The sequence below is a fragment of the Geodermatophilus sabuli genome (assembly GCF_900215145.1).
GTDB lineage: Bacteria > Actinomycetota > Actinomycetes > Mycobacteriales > Geodermatophilaceae > Geodermatophilus > Geodermatophilus sabuli.
Genome location: NZ_OBDO01000007.1, coordinates 164,053 through 181,743, shown reverse-complemented (window position 1 = coordinate 181,743; position 17,691 = coordinate 164,053). Strand labels below are relative to the sequence as shown.

The following is a 17,691-nucleotide window of genomic DNA, read 5'->3' as shown; positions in this document are numbered from 1 at the left end:
CCGGACATCCGCGTCCGGCGCAGGGGCCGCCCCGCTGGGTCGACCGACCACCGCGTTCACCGAACAACCTCTCGACCACCTCCCTGACCAGCGACGACGTCCCTGCCCGGTCCGCACGAGCGGCTGCCGGACCAGCGCGTCGCCGACCGTGCACAGCCTGTGGACGACGGTGTGGACACCGTGTGCCCGCCTGTCCACAGCAGGGAACTGTCGAAGGGGGGCCGGTCGCGGCGGTGCGCACCCTGGCGGCAGTGGCGACGAACACACGGTTTGGGGAGGACACGGTCATGGCCGATGCCACGGTGGACCTGGCGACGGTCTGGGACCAGATCCGCGAACGGCTGGCGACGAGTCTGTCCCCACAGCAGAACGCGATGCTGAACCTGACCCGTCCGGTCGGGGTGTTCGAGGACACCGCGGTGCTGTCGGCGCCCAACGAGTTCACCCAGACGGTGCTCGAGTCGCGCATGCGCCGGGTGCTGGCCGAGGCGCTGTCCGAGCAGCTCGGCCGGGACATCCGGGTCGCCGTCCAGGTGGAGGACACCCCGGCGCGGCCCGAGGAGGAGCCGCGGGTGGAGGTCCCCACCCGGCGCCCGTGGTCCGCGGTGGAGGCGCAGCGCGCCGAGGAGGACCGCGCGACGCAGGACCGTGCCGACGACGGGCGCAGTGCCTTCGGCGTCCGTGCCGACGTCACCCGGCCGCTGACCTGGGAGCGCGACGTCACCGGCCGCCCCGGTCCCCCGGAGCGGCCGGCGCCGGCCGGGGACGACGAGGACCGGCCGGCCACCGACTGGAGCCCGCCGACGCGGCGGGCCACCGGCCGGGGCACCCGCGGAGCCGACCGTGACTGGGGCGGTGGCGACGTGGACGAGGACGGTGCCGCCGTCCTCCCCTTCGACCTGGAACCGGGTGGGCACGCTGACGACCGGCCGCCGGCCGGCGGCCGGGGCCGCCGGGGTGAGGGCCGCGGGTCGGGCGGTCGCGGCGGCGACGCCGTCCCGCTGTTCGGCGACCGCCGGGCGCCGGCCGGTGCGCAGGACCCGGGGCTGAACCCGAAGTACGTCTTCGACAGCTTCGTCATCGGCAACAGCAACCGGTTCGCCCACGCCGCGGCGGTCGCCGTGGCCGAGGCGCCGGCACGGGCCTACAACCCGCTGTTCATCTACGGCGACTCCGGGCTGGGCAAGACGCACCTGCTGCACGCCATCGGGCACTACGCGGCGCGGATGTTTCCCAACGTGCGGGTCCGCTACGTGAGCACCGAGGAGTTCACCAACGAGTTCATCAACCTGGTGCACTCCGGCCGGGCCGAGGACTTCCGCCGTCGCTACCGCGACATCGACTTCCTGCTGATCGACGACATCCAGTTCCTGGAGCGCGCCGAGCGGACGCAGGAGGAGTTCTTCCACACCTTCAACACGCTGCACAACGCCAGCAAGCAGATCGTCATCACCTCCGATCGCGCGCCGAAGAAGCTGACGACGCTGGAGGACCGGCTGCGCACCCGCTTCGAGTGGGGCCTCATCACCGACGTCCAGGCGCCGGACCTGGAGACCCGCATCGCGATCCTGCGGAAGAAGGCCTACGGCGAGCGGCTGCAGGTGCCCGACGCGGTGCTGGAGTTCATCGCCAGCAAGGTGCAGACCAACATCCGCGAGCTCGAGGGCGCCCTGATCCGGGTGACCGCGTTCGCCAGCCTCAACAAGCAGCAGGTCGACCTGCCGCTGGCCGAGCTGGTGCTCAAGGACCTGATCAGCGACGAGCAGGGCCCCCAGATCACCGCGGCGATCATCATGGCGGCCACGGCCGAGTACTTCTCCGTGACGATGGAGGAGCTGCAGGGCGCCAACCGCAGCCGCACGCTGGTGAACGCCCGGCAGATCGCGATGTACCTGTGCCGCGAGCTGACCGAGCTGTCGCTGCCGCGGATCGGGGCCTCCTTCGGCGGCAAGGACCACACCACGGTCATGCACGCCGTCAAGAAGATCACCAACCTGATGAGCGAGCGCCGGGCCACGTACACGCAGGTCACGGAGCTGACCGCCCGCATCAAGAGCCGCGCCCGCCAGTAGCCCGGGACGCCTCGGTCGACGGCGACGCCGGCCGACGGGGCGGGCCAGGACACCCGGACGACGACGGTCCGCTGCGGTGGCGGCCGGTGGGCCGCCGGTGGAGACTGTCGACTTCTCCACACCTGTGGGCAACCGTGTGCATGGCGTCATGCCGTGCCTCGTCCGGGGAAGGCCGCGCTGGCCGTCCGGCCTGCGGTCGACTCGTCGACGAGTTGTCCCCAGGGATGTGCACAGTCTGGGGGTATCTCGTACCGACCACCTCACGCGTCGTGACGCCTCTCCGTGGGAGTGCCGTCGTCCCCTGGCCACCTCCCCGTCGTCCGCACGTCGTTGACCTGCTGGTATGCGTTCCGTGCCGGCCGAGCCCCCGTCCGGTCGCGCCATCGGCGCCGCCGTCGTGCACAGGACCTGGGGACGGGTACTGGGGGAACCAGGGGACAGCAGGTGGAGAGACGGCGGTCGGTGTGCACGGACGTCGAGATGTCCACGTGTCGACAACAGGGACGGTCGCTGCACCCACAGTCGGCCAACATGTCGACTTCGGGGCTGGCCTGCGCAAAGGGCCTCGATCCCCAGCTTCCACACCAGTGATGACGAGGATGAGGGAGTTGTCTCGATGAGTTCTCGAACCACATTCAGGGTGGGGAAGCAGGGTCTCGAGGGGCTCCAGCACACCTGATCGGGGCCGCAGTTACCCGCATGTCCCTGTCACACGGCACCATGAGCACCGCAACGAAGCGGTACGACAGAGCTGGGGTGGATCGGGTCATGAAGTTCCGGGTGGCACGTGAGGTGCTCGCCGATGCCGTTGCGTGGACGGCGCGCAGCCTGCCGCCCCGGCCGTCGGTGCCGGTCCTGGCCGGCATCCTGCTCGAGGTGGACGGCAGTCAGCTGTCGGTGAGCGGGTTCGACTACGAGGTCTCCGCCCGCGCGGAGGTCGACGTGCAGGCCACGGAGAGTGGTCGCACGCTCGTGCCCGGCCGGCTGCTGGCCGAGATCACGCGGGCGCTGCCGCCGCACCCGGTCGACGTCACCGCGGAGGGCCCGCGGCTGTCCATTGCCTGTGGCAACGCCCGGTTCAGCCTGCCGACGCTGCCGGTGGAGGACTACCCCTCCCTGCCGTCGATGCCGTCCTCGGCCGGGGTGGTGGACAGTGACGTCTTCGCCGAGGCGGTCGGCCAGGTGGCCGTCGCCGCGGGCCGTGACGACACCCTGCCCATGCTCACCGGTGTCCGGCTGGAGATCGAGGACGACCTCGTCACCCTCGCGGCCACCGACCGCTACCGGTTGGCGGTGCGGGAGTTCGCCTGGCGTCCGGAGACGCCCGGGCTGTCGGCGGCGGTCCTCGTCCCGGCCCGCACGCTGGCCGACGCGGCCAAGACGCTGACCAGCGGGCCGGAGATCACCCTGTCGCTGTCCTCCGGCACCTCCGGGGAGGGCATCCTCGGGTTGTCGGGCAAGGACCGGCAGACCACCACCCGGCTGCTGGACGCCGAGTTCGTCAAGTACCGCGCGATCATGCCCAGCGAGTCGCACGCCAACGCGGTGCTGCCGGTCGGGCTGTTCACCGACGCCGCCAAGCGCGTCGCCCTCGTCGCCGAGCGCGGTACGCCGCTGCGTTGTGAGTTCACGCCGGGGCAGGTCACCCTGCGGGCCGGTGGCAGCGACGACGAGGGGCAGGCGGAGGAGCGCTGCGACGTCGAGTTCGACGGGGAGCCGCTGACCATCGGCTTCAACCCGACGTTCCTGCTCGACGGGCTGGCCGCGGTGCACACGCCCCGGGCGCGCATGGACTTCACCAGCCCGCTGAAGCCGGCCGTCCTGTCCGGTGTGGAGGAGCCGGCCGCCGACGACGACGCCCCCGCCAAGCCGGCCGAGCGGCCCGGCAGCTACCGCTACCTGATCATGCCGGTGCGCCTGCCTGGGTGAACCAACCGGTCGCGCCTCGGCCCGTGCCGAGGCAGGCTCTCCTGCAGGGTCCCGCCGCGAGCCTGCGAGTGGTGGGGGGCAGGAGGGTCCTTCTACTGCGAGGAGAGGACGTCGTCGTGCAGCTGGGGCTGATCGGGCTGGGCAAGATGGGCGGCAACATGGCCGAGCGGCTGCGCCGTGCCGGTCACGAGGTCGTCGGCTTCGACCACCACCCCGACAAGCGGGACGTCGACAGCCTGCCCGCGCTGGTCGAGGCGCTCTCCGCCCCGCGGGTGGTGTGGGTGATGGTGCCCGCCGGGGAGCCGACGCGGGCGACGGTCAAGGAGCTGGCCGAGCTGCTCAGCCCCGGCGACGTCATCGTCGACGGCGGCAACTCCAAGTACACCGACGACCAGGTCCACGACGTGCTGTGCCGGGAGAAGGGCGTGGGCTACGTCGACGCCGGCGTCTCCGGCGGGGTGTGGGGCCTGGAGAACGGCTACGCGCTGATGGTCGGCGGCACGAAGGACGACGTCGCCAAGGTGCAGCCGGCCTTCGACGCCCTCAAGCCGCCGGCGCCGGTCGACGCCTCGGGCCAGGAGATGCCGGGTGCGGGCTTCGTGCACGCCGGGCCGGTGGGCGCCGGGCACTTCTCGAAGATGGTCCACAACGGCATCGAGTACGCGATGATGCAGGCCTACGGCGAGGGCTATGAGCTGCTCGCCGCCGTCAACCTGATCGAGGACGTCCCCGGGGTGGTCAAGTCCTGGACCCAGGGCACCGTCATCCGCTCGTGGCTGCTGGACCTGCTGGTCCGCGCGCTGGAGGAGGACCCGGACCTCGACCGCATCCGCGGGTACGCCGAGGACTCCGGTGAGGGGCGATGGACCGTCGAGCAGGCCATCGAGAACGCCGTCCCGATGCCGACGATCGCCGCCTCGCTGTTCGCCCGGTTCTCCTCGCGGCAGGAGGACTCGCCGACGATGAAGGCCGTCGCCGCGCTGCGCCAGCAGTTCGGCGGGCACGCGGTGCAGGCGGTCCGGGAGCAGGAGGCCGAGCGCCCCGCGTGAGCACGCTCCTCCCGACCTCTCGGAGGGGCAGAAATGGCCATTTCTGCCCCTCAGGGGCCTGACACGTGTACGTCCGGCACCTGCAGCTCGGCTCGTTCCGCAACTGGGACCGGGTGGACCTGGCCCTCCGCCCCGGACCGACCGTCTTCGTCGGCCGCAACGGCGAGGGCAAGACCAACCTCGTCGAGGCCGTCGGCTACCTGGCCACGATGAGCAGCCACCGGGTCGCCAGCGACACCCCGCTGGTCCGCCAGGGTGCGGGGCAGGCGGTGGTCCGTGCGGCGCTGCGCCGCGAGGACCGCGAGCTGCTCGTCGAGATCGAGATCAACCCGGGCAGGGCCAACCGGGTGCGGGTCAACCGGGCTCAGCTGCCGCGGCCGCGGGAGCTGCTCGGGCTGGTGAAGTCGGTGCTGTTCGCGCCGGAGGACCTCGTCCTGGTGCGGGGGGACCCCGCCGAGCGGCGCCGGTTCCTCGACGACCTCCTGGTCAGCCGGACGCCGCGGCTGGCCGGTGTGCGCAGCGACTACGACCGGGTGCTCAAGCAGCGCAACGCCCTGCTCAAGACCGCCCGGCTGGCCCGCGGCAACGCCCTGGCCACCCTCGACGTCTGGGACGGGCACCTGATCGACCTGGGCGGGCAGCTGCTCGCCGCCCGCCTGCGGCTGCTCGCCGACCTCGGTCCGCACGTCGCCCGCGCCTACGCAGGGGTCGCGGGGGCCGACGCCGCGGTGGCGGCGCTGGGCTACGCCAGCACCGTCCCCCTGGCCGGGGACGGGACGCCGCTGGTCGAGGGGGCCCGGCTGCCGGACGCCGCCGAGCTCAGCACGGCGCTGCGGGACCGCGTCGCCGAGCGCCGGGCCGAGGAGGTGGACCGGGGGATGACCCTGGTCGGGCCGCACCGCGACGACCTGGTCATCTCGCTGGGCACCATGCCGGCCAAGGGGTTCGCCAGCCACGGGGAGTCCTGGTCGCTGGCGCTCGCCCTCAAGCTCGGCTGCTTCGAGCTCCTGCGGGCCGACGGCGAGGAGCCGCTGCTGGTGCTCGACGACGTCTTCGCCACGCTGGACGCCGACCGGCGCGCGGCCCTGGTCGCGGTGGCCCGATCGGCCGAGCAGACGCTGATCACCGCCGCGGTGCTCGACGACGTCCCGGCGGAGCTGCGCGGCACGGTCGTGCAGGTCGCCGGTGGGCAGGCGGTTCCACTGGCCCCCGCGGCAGCCGAGGATGGTCCGGTGGACGCTGCGGTGCTCGAGGAGGAGGTCCGGTGAGCGCTGACCCGCCCGCCCGGCCCAGCGACATCGCGCGGGCGGCGCTGGAGGCCGCCCGCGCCGCGTCGGCGGCCCGGCCGCGCCCGACCCGGCGGCGGATCGCCGGTCCGCGGCGGACCTGGACCGGCGCCCGGCCCGGGGACGACGACCCACAGCCGCTGGGCCGGCTGGTCGACTCTCTGGTCACCGCGCAGGACTGGAGCACGCACACCAAGGTGGGCGCGGTCTTCGGGCGCTGGTCGGCGCTGGTCGGCCCGGACATCGCCGCACACTGCACCCCGCAGACCCTCACCGAGGGCGAGCTGCTGGTCGTCGCGGAGTCCACCGCGTGGGCGACGCAGTTGCGGCTGCTCGCCCCGACCATCCTCGGCCGGCTGCGCGCGCAGGTCGGCGGGGACGTCGTGACCCGCCTGCGCGTTGTCGGACCGACGGCCCCCAGCTGGAAGAAGGGCCCGCGCTCGGTCCGCGGGCGGGGGCCACGGGACACGTACGGATAGGAGCGGTCCGCGTCGGACCGCTCCGGGAGGACGATGCAGCGATGAGCAGCCCCCGCGACCGCGACGGCTTCGACGACCGGCCCGACGACGGCAGCGGCTGGCGGGAGCCCGCCCACCTGGGGGACGACGACGCGCAGCCGGCGCCCGGCTCGGCCCCGGGACGGTTCCCCGAGGACGGTCCCGCCGGTGCGCAGCCGCCGTCCGACGCCGGCGCCTCCTGGCAGCCGCCGGGCTGGGACCTGCCGGCCGCCGAGCCCGTCCGACCGGTTCCACCGCCCGCCGGGACCGGCTCCCCGGCGCCGGCCGAGGCCTGGGACAACCGGACGTCGTCCGACGAGCCGTGGGACCGGCCCTCGCCGGAGCCGGCACCCCCACCGGCCGAGCAGCCGGTGCGCGGGGGCCTGTTCGGCGGTCGCCGTCCACGCCAGCCGGGTGAGGTGGAGCGGGTCTTCGCCTACCAGGGCGACGTGGTCGGCGCGCAGGGCTGGGCGGTCCAGCACGGCTGGGCGATCTCCGACGGCACCGGCCCGGAGGACGCCCCGCTCGCCGAGCTGGTCGCCTCCGCGCCGGTCCGCGCGACGAAGGACCACCGGCCGGCCGGGGTGATGCGCGGCCGCTACGGCTCCACCGAGCTCGTCGCCTTCGACGTCCTCTACGCCTCCGGGCGCTACGCGGTGCCGGAGTACGCGATCACCGCGGCGCCGGTGCTGATCCCCGTCCCGTCGCTGCGGCTGTCGCCGGCCCGGTTCTGGAAGCACCGCACCGGCGGGCTGGTGCAGGTGCCCAGCGGGGACCCGGAGTTCGACGCCCGCTGGGTGCTGCTGGCCGCCGAGGACGGCCCGGTGACGCGGCGGCTGGTGGCGGACGCGACGGTGCGCGGGCTGCTGCTGGGCACCGACGACGGCGACGAGTTCTGGACGTCGGCCAGTCAGGGGAGCAGCTGGGCGGGCGGCTTCGTCGCCGCGATCCGGCCCGACGGCCACCGCCCCGAGCTCATCGAGCACCACGCCCGGCTGCTGACCGCGATCGTCGGCGCCCTCGCCGCGTCCTCGTGACCGCGGCCGACGGCGCGCCGTCGGCCGGGCTGCGGGAGCTGCTCCCGCTGCTGCGCCCGCACCGCCGGCCGTTGCTGGGCGCCGCCGGGCTGTCCCTGGTGGCCGCCGCGGGCGCGCTGGCCCAGCCGGCGCTGGTGGCCCGCGCGATCGAGGCGGTCGGGGAGGGCCAGCTCCTGCTGCCGGCGGTGGTGGCGCTCGTCGTCGTCGTGGTCGCCGCCTCGGCGGTGTCGGCCTTCCAGCAGTACCTGCTGCAGCGCACCGCTGAGGGGGTGGTGCTCTCCACCCGCCGGACGGTGGCCGACCGGCTGTTGCGCCTGCCGATCGCCGAGTACGACCGGCGGCGCACCGGGGACCTGATGTCCCGGGTGGGCGCGGACACCACGCTGCTGCGGGCCACCGTCACCTCCGGCGTCGTCGACATCGTCGGCTCGGTGGTCGTCGGCGTCGGCGCGCTCGTCGCGATGGCCCTGGTGGACGCGTGGCTGCTGCTGGTCACCGTCGTCGCGGTCGCCATCGGCGTGGCCGTCGTCGCCTCCGTGTCCCGGGGTGTGCGCCGGTTGTCGCGGCAGGCCCAGGAGGAGGTCGGCGCCATGAGCGCCGCGGTGGAGCGGGCGCTGTCGGCGGTGCGCACCATCCGCGCCAGCGGCGCCACCGCCCGCGAGGTCGACGTCGTCGGCGCCAGCGCGGGGCGGGCCTACGCGGCCGGCGTCCGGGTGGCGCGGCTGGAGGCGCTGGTCTCCCCCGCCGGCTCGATCGCCGTCCAGGGGGCCTTCCTCGCCGTCCTCGGGCTGGGCGGGTACCGGGTGGCGGCCGGCACGATCTCCGTCGCCGACCTGGTCGCCTTCATCCTGTACCTGTTCCTGCTGGTCATGCCGCTGGGACAGGCGATCGGCGCCTGGACCCAGCTGCAGACCGGGCTGGGGGCACTGGCCCGCATCCAGGAGGTGCTCGGGCTGGCGCCGGAGGAGGACGCCCGGCCCGAGCGCGGCAGCGCCGCCGTCGCCGTCCCGCCGGCGCCGCCGTCCCGCGAGGTCCCGCTGCTCGAACTGGACGACGTCTCCTTCGCCTATCCGGACGGCACCGAGGTGCTGCGCGGGGTGTCCCTGGCGGTGCCGGCCGGCAGCCGGGTGGCGCTGGTGGGGCCGTCGGGTGCGGGCAAGTCGACGGTGCTGGCGCTGGTCGAGGGCTTCTACCCGCTGACCGGCGGGGCGATCCGGTGGGCCGGCACCGACGTGCGCGACCTGCCGCGGGCCGGGCTGCGAGCGCGACTGGGGTACGTCGAGCAGGAGGCCCCCGTGCTCGCGGGCTCGGTGCGGGACAACCTGCTACTGGCGGCGCCGGACGCCACCGACCCCCAGCTGTGGGCGGTGCTCGCCGACGTCGGCCTCACCGAGGTGGTGCAGCGCTCCCCGCGAGGGCTCGACGTGCCGGTGGGGGACGAGGGCGTGTTGCTGTCCGGTGGGGAGCGGCAGCGGCTGGCGATCGCCCGCTCGCTGCTGTCCCGCCCGGCGCTGCTGCTGCTCGACGAGCCCACCGCCAGCCTGGACGCCCGCAACGAGCAACTGCTCCGGCAGACCCTCGCCGCGGCCGCCGAGGACCGCGCCCTGCTCGTGGTGGCCCACCGGCTGTCCACGGTGCTCGACAGCGACCAGATCGTGGTGCTCGACGGCGGGCGGGTGGTCGCCCGCGGCACCCACGCCGAGCTGGTCGAGTCCAGCCCCCTGTACCGCGAGCTCGCCGCCGCCCAGCTGCTGGTGTGACCGGTCGCCGCACGATCAGCCTGGCTGATCCTGCGGCGTCCTGGCTCACTGTCGGCGCTGAACCAGGACGCGCTCCGGTGAGCCAGGCTGATCATGCGTCTCCGCGGCGCGGCAGGTGTTGCGGAGCATCCCGCCGAACACGAACCCGTGGAACGGCACGAGCGCCCACCAGTAGACGTGGCCGAACAGCCCGTGCGGCCGGAAGGTCGCCTTCTGCCGCAGCCGGGTGCGCCCGCCCTCCTGTTCCACGTGGAACTCCAGCCAGGCCAGCCCGGGTACCCGCATCTCGGCGCGCAGCCGCAGCAGCCGGCCGGGCTCGATCTCCTCCACGCGCCAGAAGTCGAGGGCGTCGCCGACGTAGAGCTGCGACGGCGAGCGCCGTCCCCGCCGCAGGCCCACGCCGCCGACCGCGCGGTCCAGCCAGCCGCGCACCTCCCAGGCGAGCCGGAAGGAGTACCAGCCGTTCTCCCCGCCGATGCCCTCGACCACCCGCCACAGTGCGGACGGCGTCGCGGTGGTCTCTTGGGTGCGCTCGTCGACGTACAGGCTGCCGCCGGCCCAGTCCGGGTCGGTCGGCAGCGGGTCCGACGGCGCACCGGGCACGGAGGCCGAGGACCACCGGGTGGCCACCGTGGCGTTCGAGACGCGCTGGATCGCCAGCCGCACCGCCTCGTCGAAGCCGAGCAGCCCGCCGGGCGGGTCGGGCACGTACCGGGCGATGTCGTGCTCGCCGCAGACCACGGTGTTGCGCAGCGACTCCACCAGCGGCCGCGCGATCCCGGCCGGTACGGGGGTGATGAGACCGACCCAGTGGCTGGACAGCGACGGCGTGAACAGCGGCACCGGCAGGATCCGCCGCCGCGGCAGCCCGGCCACGGTCGCGAACCGCTGCATCATCTCGGCGTAGTCCATGACGTCGGGGCCGCCGATGTCGAAGCAGCGGGAGACGTCGGCCGGCAGGGTGGCGCAGCCGACCAGGTAGCGCAGCACGTCGCGGATCGCGATCGGCTGGATGCGGCTGTGCACCCACCGCGGCGTCACCATCACCGGCAGCCGCTCGGTCAGGTACCGCAGCATCTCGAACGACGCCGACCCCGACCCCAGCACCACCGCCGCCCGCAGGACGACGGCCGGCACGCCGGACGCCAGCAGGATCTGCGCCACCTCCGCGCGCGAGCGCAGGTGCGGGGAGAGCTCCTCGTCGGCCGGCTCGAGCCCGCCGAGGTAGACCAGCCGCCCCACCCCGGCGTCCCGGGCGGCGCCGGCCACGACCCGCGCCGTCCGCCGGTCGGTCTCCTCGAACTCCGGGCCGGTGCCCAGGGCGTGGACCAGGTAGTAGACGACGTCGACCCCGGCGCAGGCGGCCGCGACCGCCTCGGCGTCCCCGGCGTCGGCGCGGGCCACCTCGACCCGGCCGGCCCACGGGTGGTCGCGCAGCCGTTCCGGGGTGCGGGTCATGACCCGCACCCGGTGACCGGCGGCGAGCAGTTCGGGCACCAGCCGCCCGCCGATGTAGCCGGTGGCCCCGGTGACGAGGCAGGTCTTCGGGGGGGCGACGGGTTCGGCCATGGCCCGAGTGTCGGCCGTCGGAAGGTGTCGCGCTCGGGTCGCGCGCGACGGGCACGAGGACCACGATCGGGCACCACGGCACGGCCAACGGGGTCGGACAGGGACGTGACCCGGCACGAGCTCAGCAGGAGGCAGCCATGGCCGACACCACCGAGGCACCGGAACGGACCGAGGACGGTCAACCCACCCTCAAGCGGGTCATGGGGCCCGGGCTCCTCCTGCTGTTCATCGTCGGCGACATCCTCGGCACCGGGATCTACGCGCTGACCGGCCAGGTCGCCGCCCAGGTCGGCGGGGTCGTGTGGCTGCCGTTCCTGGTCGCGTTCCTGGTCGCGCTGGTCACCGCGTTCAGCTACCTGGAGCTGGTGACGAAGTACCCGCAGGCGGCCGGCGCGGCGCTGTACACGCACAAGGCGTTCGGCATCCACTTCGTCACCTTCCTCGTCGCCTTCGCGGTGATGAGCTCCGGCATCACCTCGGCGTCCACCGCGGCCCGGGCGTTCAGCGCCAATGCGGCCAGCGTGTTCGGGCTCGGCATCGAGGACGGCATCGGGATCACCCTCATCGGCCTGGGCTTCATGTCACTGGTCGCGCTGGTCAACCACCGCGGGGTGGGGGAGAGCGTCAAGACCAACGTGGTGCTCACCTGCGTGGAGCTCTCGGGCCTGCTCATCGTCATCGGGGTCGGCGTCTGGGCCCTGGGGCTGGGCGAGGGCGACTTCTCCCGCGTGACGGAGTTCGACACCGGCGACCGGTCGGTGGTCGGCGGGGTGATCGCGGCGACCGGGCTGGCCTTCTTCGCGATGGTCGGCTTCGAGGACTCGGTGAACATGGCCGAGGAGTGCAAGGAGCCGCGGCGGATCTTCCCGAAGGTGCTGCTCGCCGGGTTGCTGGCCACCGGGCTCATCTACGTGCTCGTCTCGATCTCGGCGATCGCGCTGGTGCCGGCCGAGGCCCTCAGCCAGGGCGACACCCCGCTGCTGCAGGTCGTCGAGGCCGGCGCGCCCGGCTTCCCCATCGGCATCTTCGGCGTCATCACGATGTTCGCCGTCGCCAACTCGGCGCTGATCAACATGCTGATGGCCAGCCGGTTGGTCTACGGGATGAGCCGCCAGCACGTGCTCCCGCCGCTGCTGGGCCGGGTGCACGCCAAGCGGCGCACCCCCACCACCGCGATCCTCTTCACCACCGCGCTGGCGTTCGGGCTGATCACGTTCGTGGGCGCGGTGCCGGCCCTGGGCGGCACGACGGCGCTGCTCCTGCTGATCGTCTTCACCGTCGTCAACGTCGCGGTCCTGGTGCTGCGCAAGGACGAGATCGACGCCGACCACTTCCGCACCCCCACCGTGCTGCCCGTCATCGGGGCCCTGGCCTGCGCGTTCCTGGCCACGCCGTGGGCCGGCCGGCCCACGGAGCAGTACCGGATCGCCGGGGTGCTGCTGGTGATCGGCGTCGTCCTGTGGGGCGTCACGGTGCTCATCAACCGCCGCACCGGGCCCGCCGTCCCGCCCCTGGACCCCGACCGGTTCACCAAGGGCGGCCCCGTCAACTGACGGCGGACCCCTGCCCCCGCTGGGGCCGCCCGTCGACCGGGCCGCCAGGCGAGCCCGGGACGGCATGTCGACCCGGGGGCCGCCACAGGGGGTGGCGAGCGAGCCCGGAGTGGCGCAGGAACGCCCTGAGGGCGTGGACGGCGGCATTCCTGTCGTACCACCCGGTATCCTGGGAGACGAGAAACCGCCAGCAACCGGCTCAGCGTCGTTCTGCGCCCTCGAAGGTGCAACGCCGTCCCGCGTCCTGCCCTCCCCGCCCTGCGGGGGAGCCGTGCGTCGGTTGCGCGACAGAAGGGCCCCACGTGGTCGCTCGACCCCAGACTGACAACGCGTACTCCGGCAGCTCGATCACGGTCCTCGAGGGCCTCGAGGCCGTGCGCAAGCGTCCCGGCATGTACATCGGCTCCACCGGTGAGCGGGGTCTGCACCACATGGTGTGGGAGGTCGTCGACAACTCCGTCGACGAGGCCCTCGCCGGCCACTGCGACACCGTGCGGGTGACCCTCCTGGCCGACGGCGGGGTCCGGGTCGAGGACAACGGCCGTGGCATCCCCGTCGACATGCACCCGGTGGAGAAGCGGCCCACCGTCGAGGTGGTCATGACCATCCTCCACGCGGGCGGCAAGTTCGACGGCAAGAGCTACGCGGTCTCCGGCGGCCTGCACGGCGTCGGCGTCACGGTCGTCAACGCGCTGTCCACCCGGCTGGACGTGCGCATCTGGCGCGACGGCACCGAGTGGCACCAGTCCTACGACATGGCCAAGCCCGGTCCGCTGGAGGAGGTCGGCCCGACGACCAAGACCGGCACCCAGATCACCTTCTGGGCCGACAGCGACATCTTCGAGACGACGAGCTACTCGTTCGACACCATCAGCCGCCGGCTGCAGGAGATGGCCTTCCTCAACAAGGGCCTGACCATCGTGCTGCGCGACGAGCGGCCCGGTCAGAGCAAGGCCGAGACCGGCCTGGCCGAGGAGGTCACGCTCGCCGAGATCGCCCCCCAGCCGGGTGCCGAGGCCCGCGCGTTCGAGCCGACCGAGATCACCTACCGCTACGACGGCGGGCTCGAGGACTACGTCAAGCACATCAACGTCAAGAAGACGCCGATCCACCGCTCGATCATCAGCTTCGGGGCCGAGGGCACCGGCAAGAACGACATGCGGATGAGCGTCGAGGTGGCCATGCAGTGGTCCGATGCGTACTCCGAGTCGGTCTACTCGTTCGCCAACACGATCAACACGCACGAGGGCGGCACCCACGAGGAGGGCTTCCGCACCGCGCTGACCTCGATCGTGAACCGCTACGCCGAGGAGAAGAAGCTCTTCAAGGCCAAGGACGAGAAGCTCACGGGTGAGGACATCCGCGAGGGCCTGGCCGCGATCGTCTCCGTCAAGCTCGGCGACCCGCAGTTCGAGGGCCAGACCAAGACCAAGCTCGGCAACACCGAGGTCAAGGGCTTCGTCCAGAAGATCTGCAACGAGCAGATCGCGCACTGGTTCGAGGCCAACCCGACCGAGGCCAAGACGATCATCAACAAGGCCTCGTCGGCGGCCCGGGCGCGGCGCGCGGCGCAGGACGCCCGCAAGCTGGCCCGGAAGAACCTGCTGAGCAACAACTCGCTGCCCGGCAAGCTGGCCGACTGCCGCTCCACCGACCCGCGCGCCTCGGAGATCTACATCGTCGAGGGCGACTCGGCCGGCGGCTCGGCCAAGTCCGGTCGCGACTCGATGTTCCAGGCGATCCTGCCGATCCGCGGGAAGATCATCAACGTCGAGAAGGCGCGCATCGACCGGGTCCTCAAGAACGCCGAGGTCCAGTCGATGATCACTGCCTTCGGCACCGGCATCCACGACGAGTTCGACGTCTCCAAGCTGCGGTACCACAAGATCGTGCTGATGGCCGACGCCGACGTCGACGGCCAGCACATCCGCACCCTGCTGCTGACGCTGCTCTTCCGCTTCATGCGGCCGCTGGTCGAAGCCGGCTACGTCTACCTCGCGCAGCCGCCGCTGTACAAGATCAAGTGGGGCGGCAAGTTCGGTGACGAGTACGTCTACACCGACAAGGAGCGCGACGCCGTCCTCAAGGCCGGCGCCGAGTCCGGCCGCAAGCTGCCCAAGGACGACGCGATCCAGCGCTTCAAGGGTCTCGGTGAGATGAACGCCACCGAGCTGTGGGAGACCACGATGAACCCCGAGACGCGGATCCTGCTGCAGGTCACGCTCGAGGACGCCGCGACCGCCGACGAGCTGTTCAGCATCCTCATGGGCGAGGACGTCGAGGCCCGCCGCAGCTTCATCACCCGCAACGCCAAGGACGTCCGCTTCCTCGACGTCTGAGGAACGGCCCCCTCGCTCCCCACTGCTCGTACAAGGACCCCGTCCTCCCCGCCCTTCGCAAGCTCAGGGCGGGACCCGGGACGGGGCCGACCGAACCATGAGGACCTGAAACGTGACCGAGACCCCTGCCCGCGACCGCGTCGAACCGGTCGACCTCCAGCAGGAGATGCAGCGCAGCTACATCGACTACGCGATGTCGGTCATCGTCGGCCGCGCCCTGCCCGAGGTCCGTGACGGCCTCAAGCCGGTGCACCGACGCGTCCTGTTCGCCATGTTCGACCAGGGCTTCCGCCCTGACCGCGGCTACGTCAAGTGCGCCCGCGTCGTCGGTGAGGTGATGGGTAACTACCACCCGCACGGCGACAGCTCGATCTATGACGCCCTCGTCCGGCTGGCCCAGCCCTGGGCCATGCGCTACCCGTTGGTGGACGGGCAGGGCAACTTCGGCTCGCCGGGCAACGACCCGGCCGCGGCCATGCGGTACACCGAGGCCCGGCTCACCCCGCTGGCCATGGAGATGCTGGCCAACATCGACGAGGACACCGTCGACTTCCAGCCCAACTACGACGGCAAGAACCAGGAGCCCCTGGTCCTGCCGGGGCGCATCCCGAACCTGCTGATCAACGGTTCGGCCGGCATCGCGGTCGGCATGGCCACCAACATGCCGCCGCACAACCTCCGCGAGGTGGCGGAGGCGGTGTTCTGGATGCTCGAGCACCCGGACGCCGAGCCGGAGGAGGCGCTCACCGCCTGCATGCAGCGCATCCCCGGCCCCGACTTCCCCACCCACGGCCTGATCGTCGGCCGGGAGGGCATCGAGGACGCCTACCGCACCGGCCGCGGCTCGGTGCGCATGCGGGCGGTCGTCACCGTCGAGGAGGACGCCCGCGGGCGCGTCCAGCTGGTCTGCACCGAGCTGCCCTACCAGGTCAACCCGGACAACCTGGCCGAGGCGATCGCCGAGGGGGTCAAGGACGGCCGGCTCCAGGGCATCAGCGAGATCGCCGACGAGTCCTCCGACCGCGTCGGCCGCCGGCTGGTCATCACCCTGCGCCGGGACGCCGTGGCCAAGGTCGTCCTGAACAACCTCTACAAGCACACCCAGCTGCAGACGACGTTCGGCTGCAACATGCTGTCCATCGTCGACGGCGTCCCGCGGACGCTGCGCCTGGACGAGCTCATCCGCTACTACGTCGCCCACCAGGTCGACGTCATCCAGCGGCGGACCCGCTACCGGCTGAGGAAGGCCGAGGAGCGCGCGCACATCCTGCGCGGCTACGCCAAGGCCCTCGACCACCTCGACGACGTCATCGCGCTGATCCGCAACAGCGAGTCGGCCGAGGCGGCGCGCAGCGGCCTCATGGAGCTGCTCGACGTCGACGAGATCCAGGCGACGGCCATCCTCGACCTGCAGCTGCGCCGGCTGGCCGCCCTCGAGCGGCAGCGGATCATGGACGAGCTGGCCGAGATCGAGGCCCGCATCGCCGACCTGCAGGCCATCCTCGACTCCCCCGAGCGGCAGCGGCAGATCATCCACGACGAGCTCGCCGAGATCGTGGAGAAGTACGGCGACGACCGGCGCACGAAGTTCGTGGCCAACGACGGCGACGTCTCCATGGAGGACCTCATCGCCGAGGAGGAGGTCGTCGTCACCATCACCCGCACCGGCTACGCCAAGCGGACCAAGAGCGACCTCTACCGGTCGCAGCGGCGCGGTGGCAAGGGCGTCATGGGTGCGGCGCTGAAGCAGGACGACCTCGTCGACCACTTCTTCGTGGGCTCCACCCACGACTGGATCCTGTTCTTCACCAACAAGGGCCGGGTCTACCGCGCCAAGGCCTACGAGCTGCCCGAGGCCAACCGCACCGCCCGGGGCGCGCACGTGGCGAACATCCTGGCGTTCCAGCCGGACGAGCGGATCGCCCAGGTCATGCAGATCAAGGACTACTCGGTCGCCCCGTACCTGGTCCTCGCCACCGCGAACGGCCAGGTCAAGAAGACCCGCCTGACCGACTTCGACTCCCCGCGCAGCGGCGGCGTGATCGCCATCAACCTGCGCGACGGTGACGAGCTGGTGGGTGCCGCGCTCATCGACCCCGAGCAGGACCTGCTGCTGGTCACCCGCAAGGCGATGTCGATCCGGTTCAAGGCCGACGACGCCGCCCTGCGGCCGATGGGTCGGGCGACCGAGGGCGTCCGCGGCATCTCGCTGACCTCCGACGACCGGCTGCTGTCGATGATCGTGGTCGAGGAGGGCGTCGACGTCCTCGTCGCCACCGAGCGCGGTTTCGCCAAGCGGACCGGGATCGAGAACTACCCGAACCAGGGCCGCGGCGGGAAGGGCGTGCTCACCGCCGACCCCAAGGCGCGCAAGGGCTCGCTCGTCGGCGCCCTGGCGGTGCGGCTCGGCGACGAGCTCTACGCGATCACCTCCGGCGGCGGCGTCATCCGGACGCCGGTCAACGGCGTCCGCCACAACAAGGACCGCGCCACCATGGGTGTCAAGCTCATGAACTTGCCGGAAGACGTGTCGATCGTGGCAATCGCGCGGACGACGGACAACGACGAGCCTGCCGCCTAGTCTGGGCACGATGACGGAG

Annotated in this window: 11 protein-coding genes; 10 read left to right on the top strand and 1 reads right to left on the bottom strand. The window is 72.5% G+C overall.

Annotated elements, in window-relative coordinates; all coding sequences use genetic code 11:
* The first annotated feature begins 287 nt into the window (after positions 1 to 287).
* The 7 genes from dnaA to CRP39_RS16555 all read left to right on the top strand — a co-directional run bounded on the left by dnaA (position 288) and on the right by CRP39_RS16555 (position 9,630).
* Positions 288 to 2,072: a chromosomal replication initiator protein DnaA gene (gene dnaA / locus CRP39_RS16585; protein ID WP_097207480.1), complete on the top strand. Its 1,785-nt coding sequence runs from the start codon at positions 288 to 290 to the stop codon at positions 2,070 to 2,072.
* A gap of 768 nt (positions 2,073 to 2,840) precedes the next feature.
* On the top strand, positions 2,841 to 4,001 hold the full coding sequence (dnaN, locus tag CRP39_RS16580) for a DNA polymerase III subunit beta (protein WP_097207479.1): 1,161 nt from the start codon (positions 2,841 to 2,843) through the stop codon (positions 3,999 to 4,001).
* 116 nt (positions 4,002 to 4,117) lie between these two features.
* Complete coding sequence (gene gnd, locus CRP39_RS16575) at positions 4,118 to 5,050, top strand: phosphogluconate dehydrogenase (NAD(+)-dependent, decarboxylating) (protein ID WP_097207478.1); 933 nt, start codon at positions 4,118 to 4,120, stop codon at positions 5,048 to 5,050.
* 65 nt (positions 5,051 to 5,115) lie between these two features.
* The gene (recF, locus tag CRP39_RS16570; protein ID WP_097207477.1) at positions 5,116 to 6,318 is read left to right on the top strand and encodes a DNA replication/repair protein RecF; all 1,203 of its coding nucleotides are present in this window, start codon (positions 5,116 to 5,118) and stop codon (positions 6,316 to 6,318) included.
* Complete coding sequence (locus CRP39_RS16565) at positions 6,315 to 6,815, top strand: DciA family protein (RefSeq protein WP_097207476.1); 501 nt, start codon at positions 6,315 to 6,317, stop codon at positions 6,813 to 6,815. Before recF ends, CRP39_RS16565 begins: the two co-directional genes overlap by 4 nt.
* Positions 6,816 to 6,856: 41 nt before the next feature.
* Entirely contained in the window at positions 6,857 to 7,870 is a 1,014-nt protein-coding gene (locus CRP39_RS16560; protein ID WP_143426677.1) for a hypothetical protein, read from the top strand.
* Positions 7,867 to 9,630 (top strand): ABC transporter ATP-binding protein, encoded by a 1,764-nt coding sequence (locus tag CRP39_RS16555; protein ID WP_216359772.1) that lies wholly within the window; start codon positions 7,867 to 7,869, stop codon positions 9,628 to 9,630. Before CRP39_RS16560 ends, CRP39_RS16555 begins: the two co-directional genes overlap by 4 nt.
* 45 nt (positions 9,631 to 9,675) lie before the next feature.
* Here CRP39_RS16555 and CRP39_RS16550 read toward each other — a convergent pair whose 3' ends face one another.
* Positions 9,676 to 11,199: an SDR family oxidoreductase gene (locus CRP39_RS16550; protein WP_097207474.1), complete on the bottom strand. Its 1,524-nt coding sequence runs from the start codon at positions 11,197 to 11,199 to the stop codon at positions 9,676 to 9,678.
* A 137-nt stretch (positions 11,200 to 11,336) separates the two neighbouring features.
* On the opposite strand from CRP39_RS16550, the gene CRP39_RS16545 reads away from it, so the two are divergent.
* From CRP39_RS16545 to gyrA, 3 genes are all read left to right on the top strand, one after another.
* Complete coding sequence (locus tag CRP39_RS16545; protein WP_097207473.1) at positions 11,337 to 12,752, top strand: APC family permease; 1,416 nt, start codon at positions 11,337 to 11,339, stop codon at positions 12,750 to 12,752.
* A gap of 302 nt (positions 12,753 to 13,054) precedes the next feature.
* Positions 13,055 to 15,091, top strand: coding sequence for a DNA topoisomerase (ATP-hydrolyzing) subunit B (gyrB, locus tag CRP39_RS16540; protein ID WP_097207472.1), 2,037 nt, complete (start codon positions 13,055 to 13,057; stop codon positions 15,089 to 15,091).
* 112 nt (positions 15,092 to 15,203) lie between these two features.
* On the top strand, positions 15,204 to 17,672 hold the full coding sequence (gene gyrA, locus CRP39_RS16535; protein ID WP_097207471.1) for a DNA gyrase subunit A: 2,469 nt from the start codon (positions 15,204 to 15,206) through the stop codon (positions 17,670 to 17,672).
* Positions 17,673 to 17,691 lie beyond the last annotated feature (19 nt).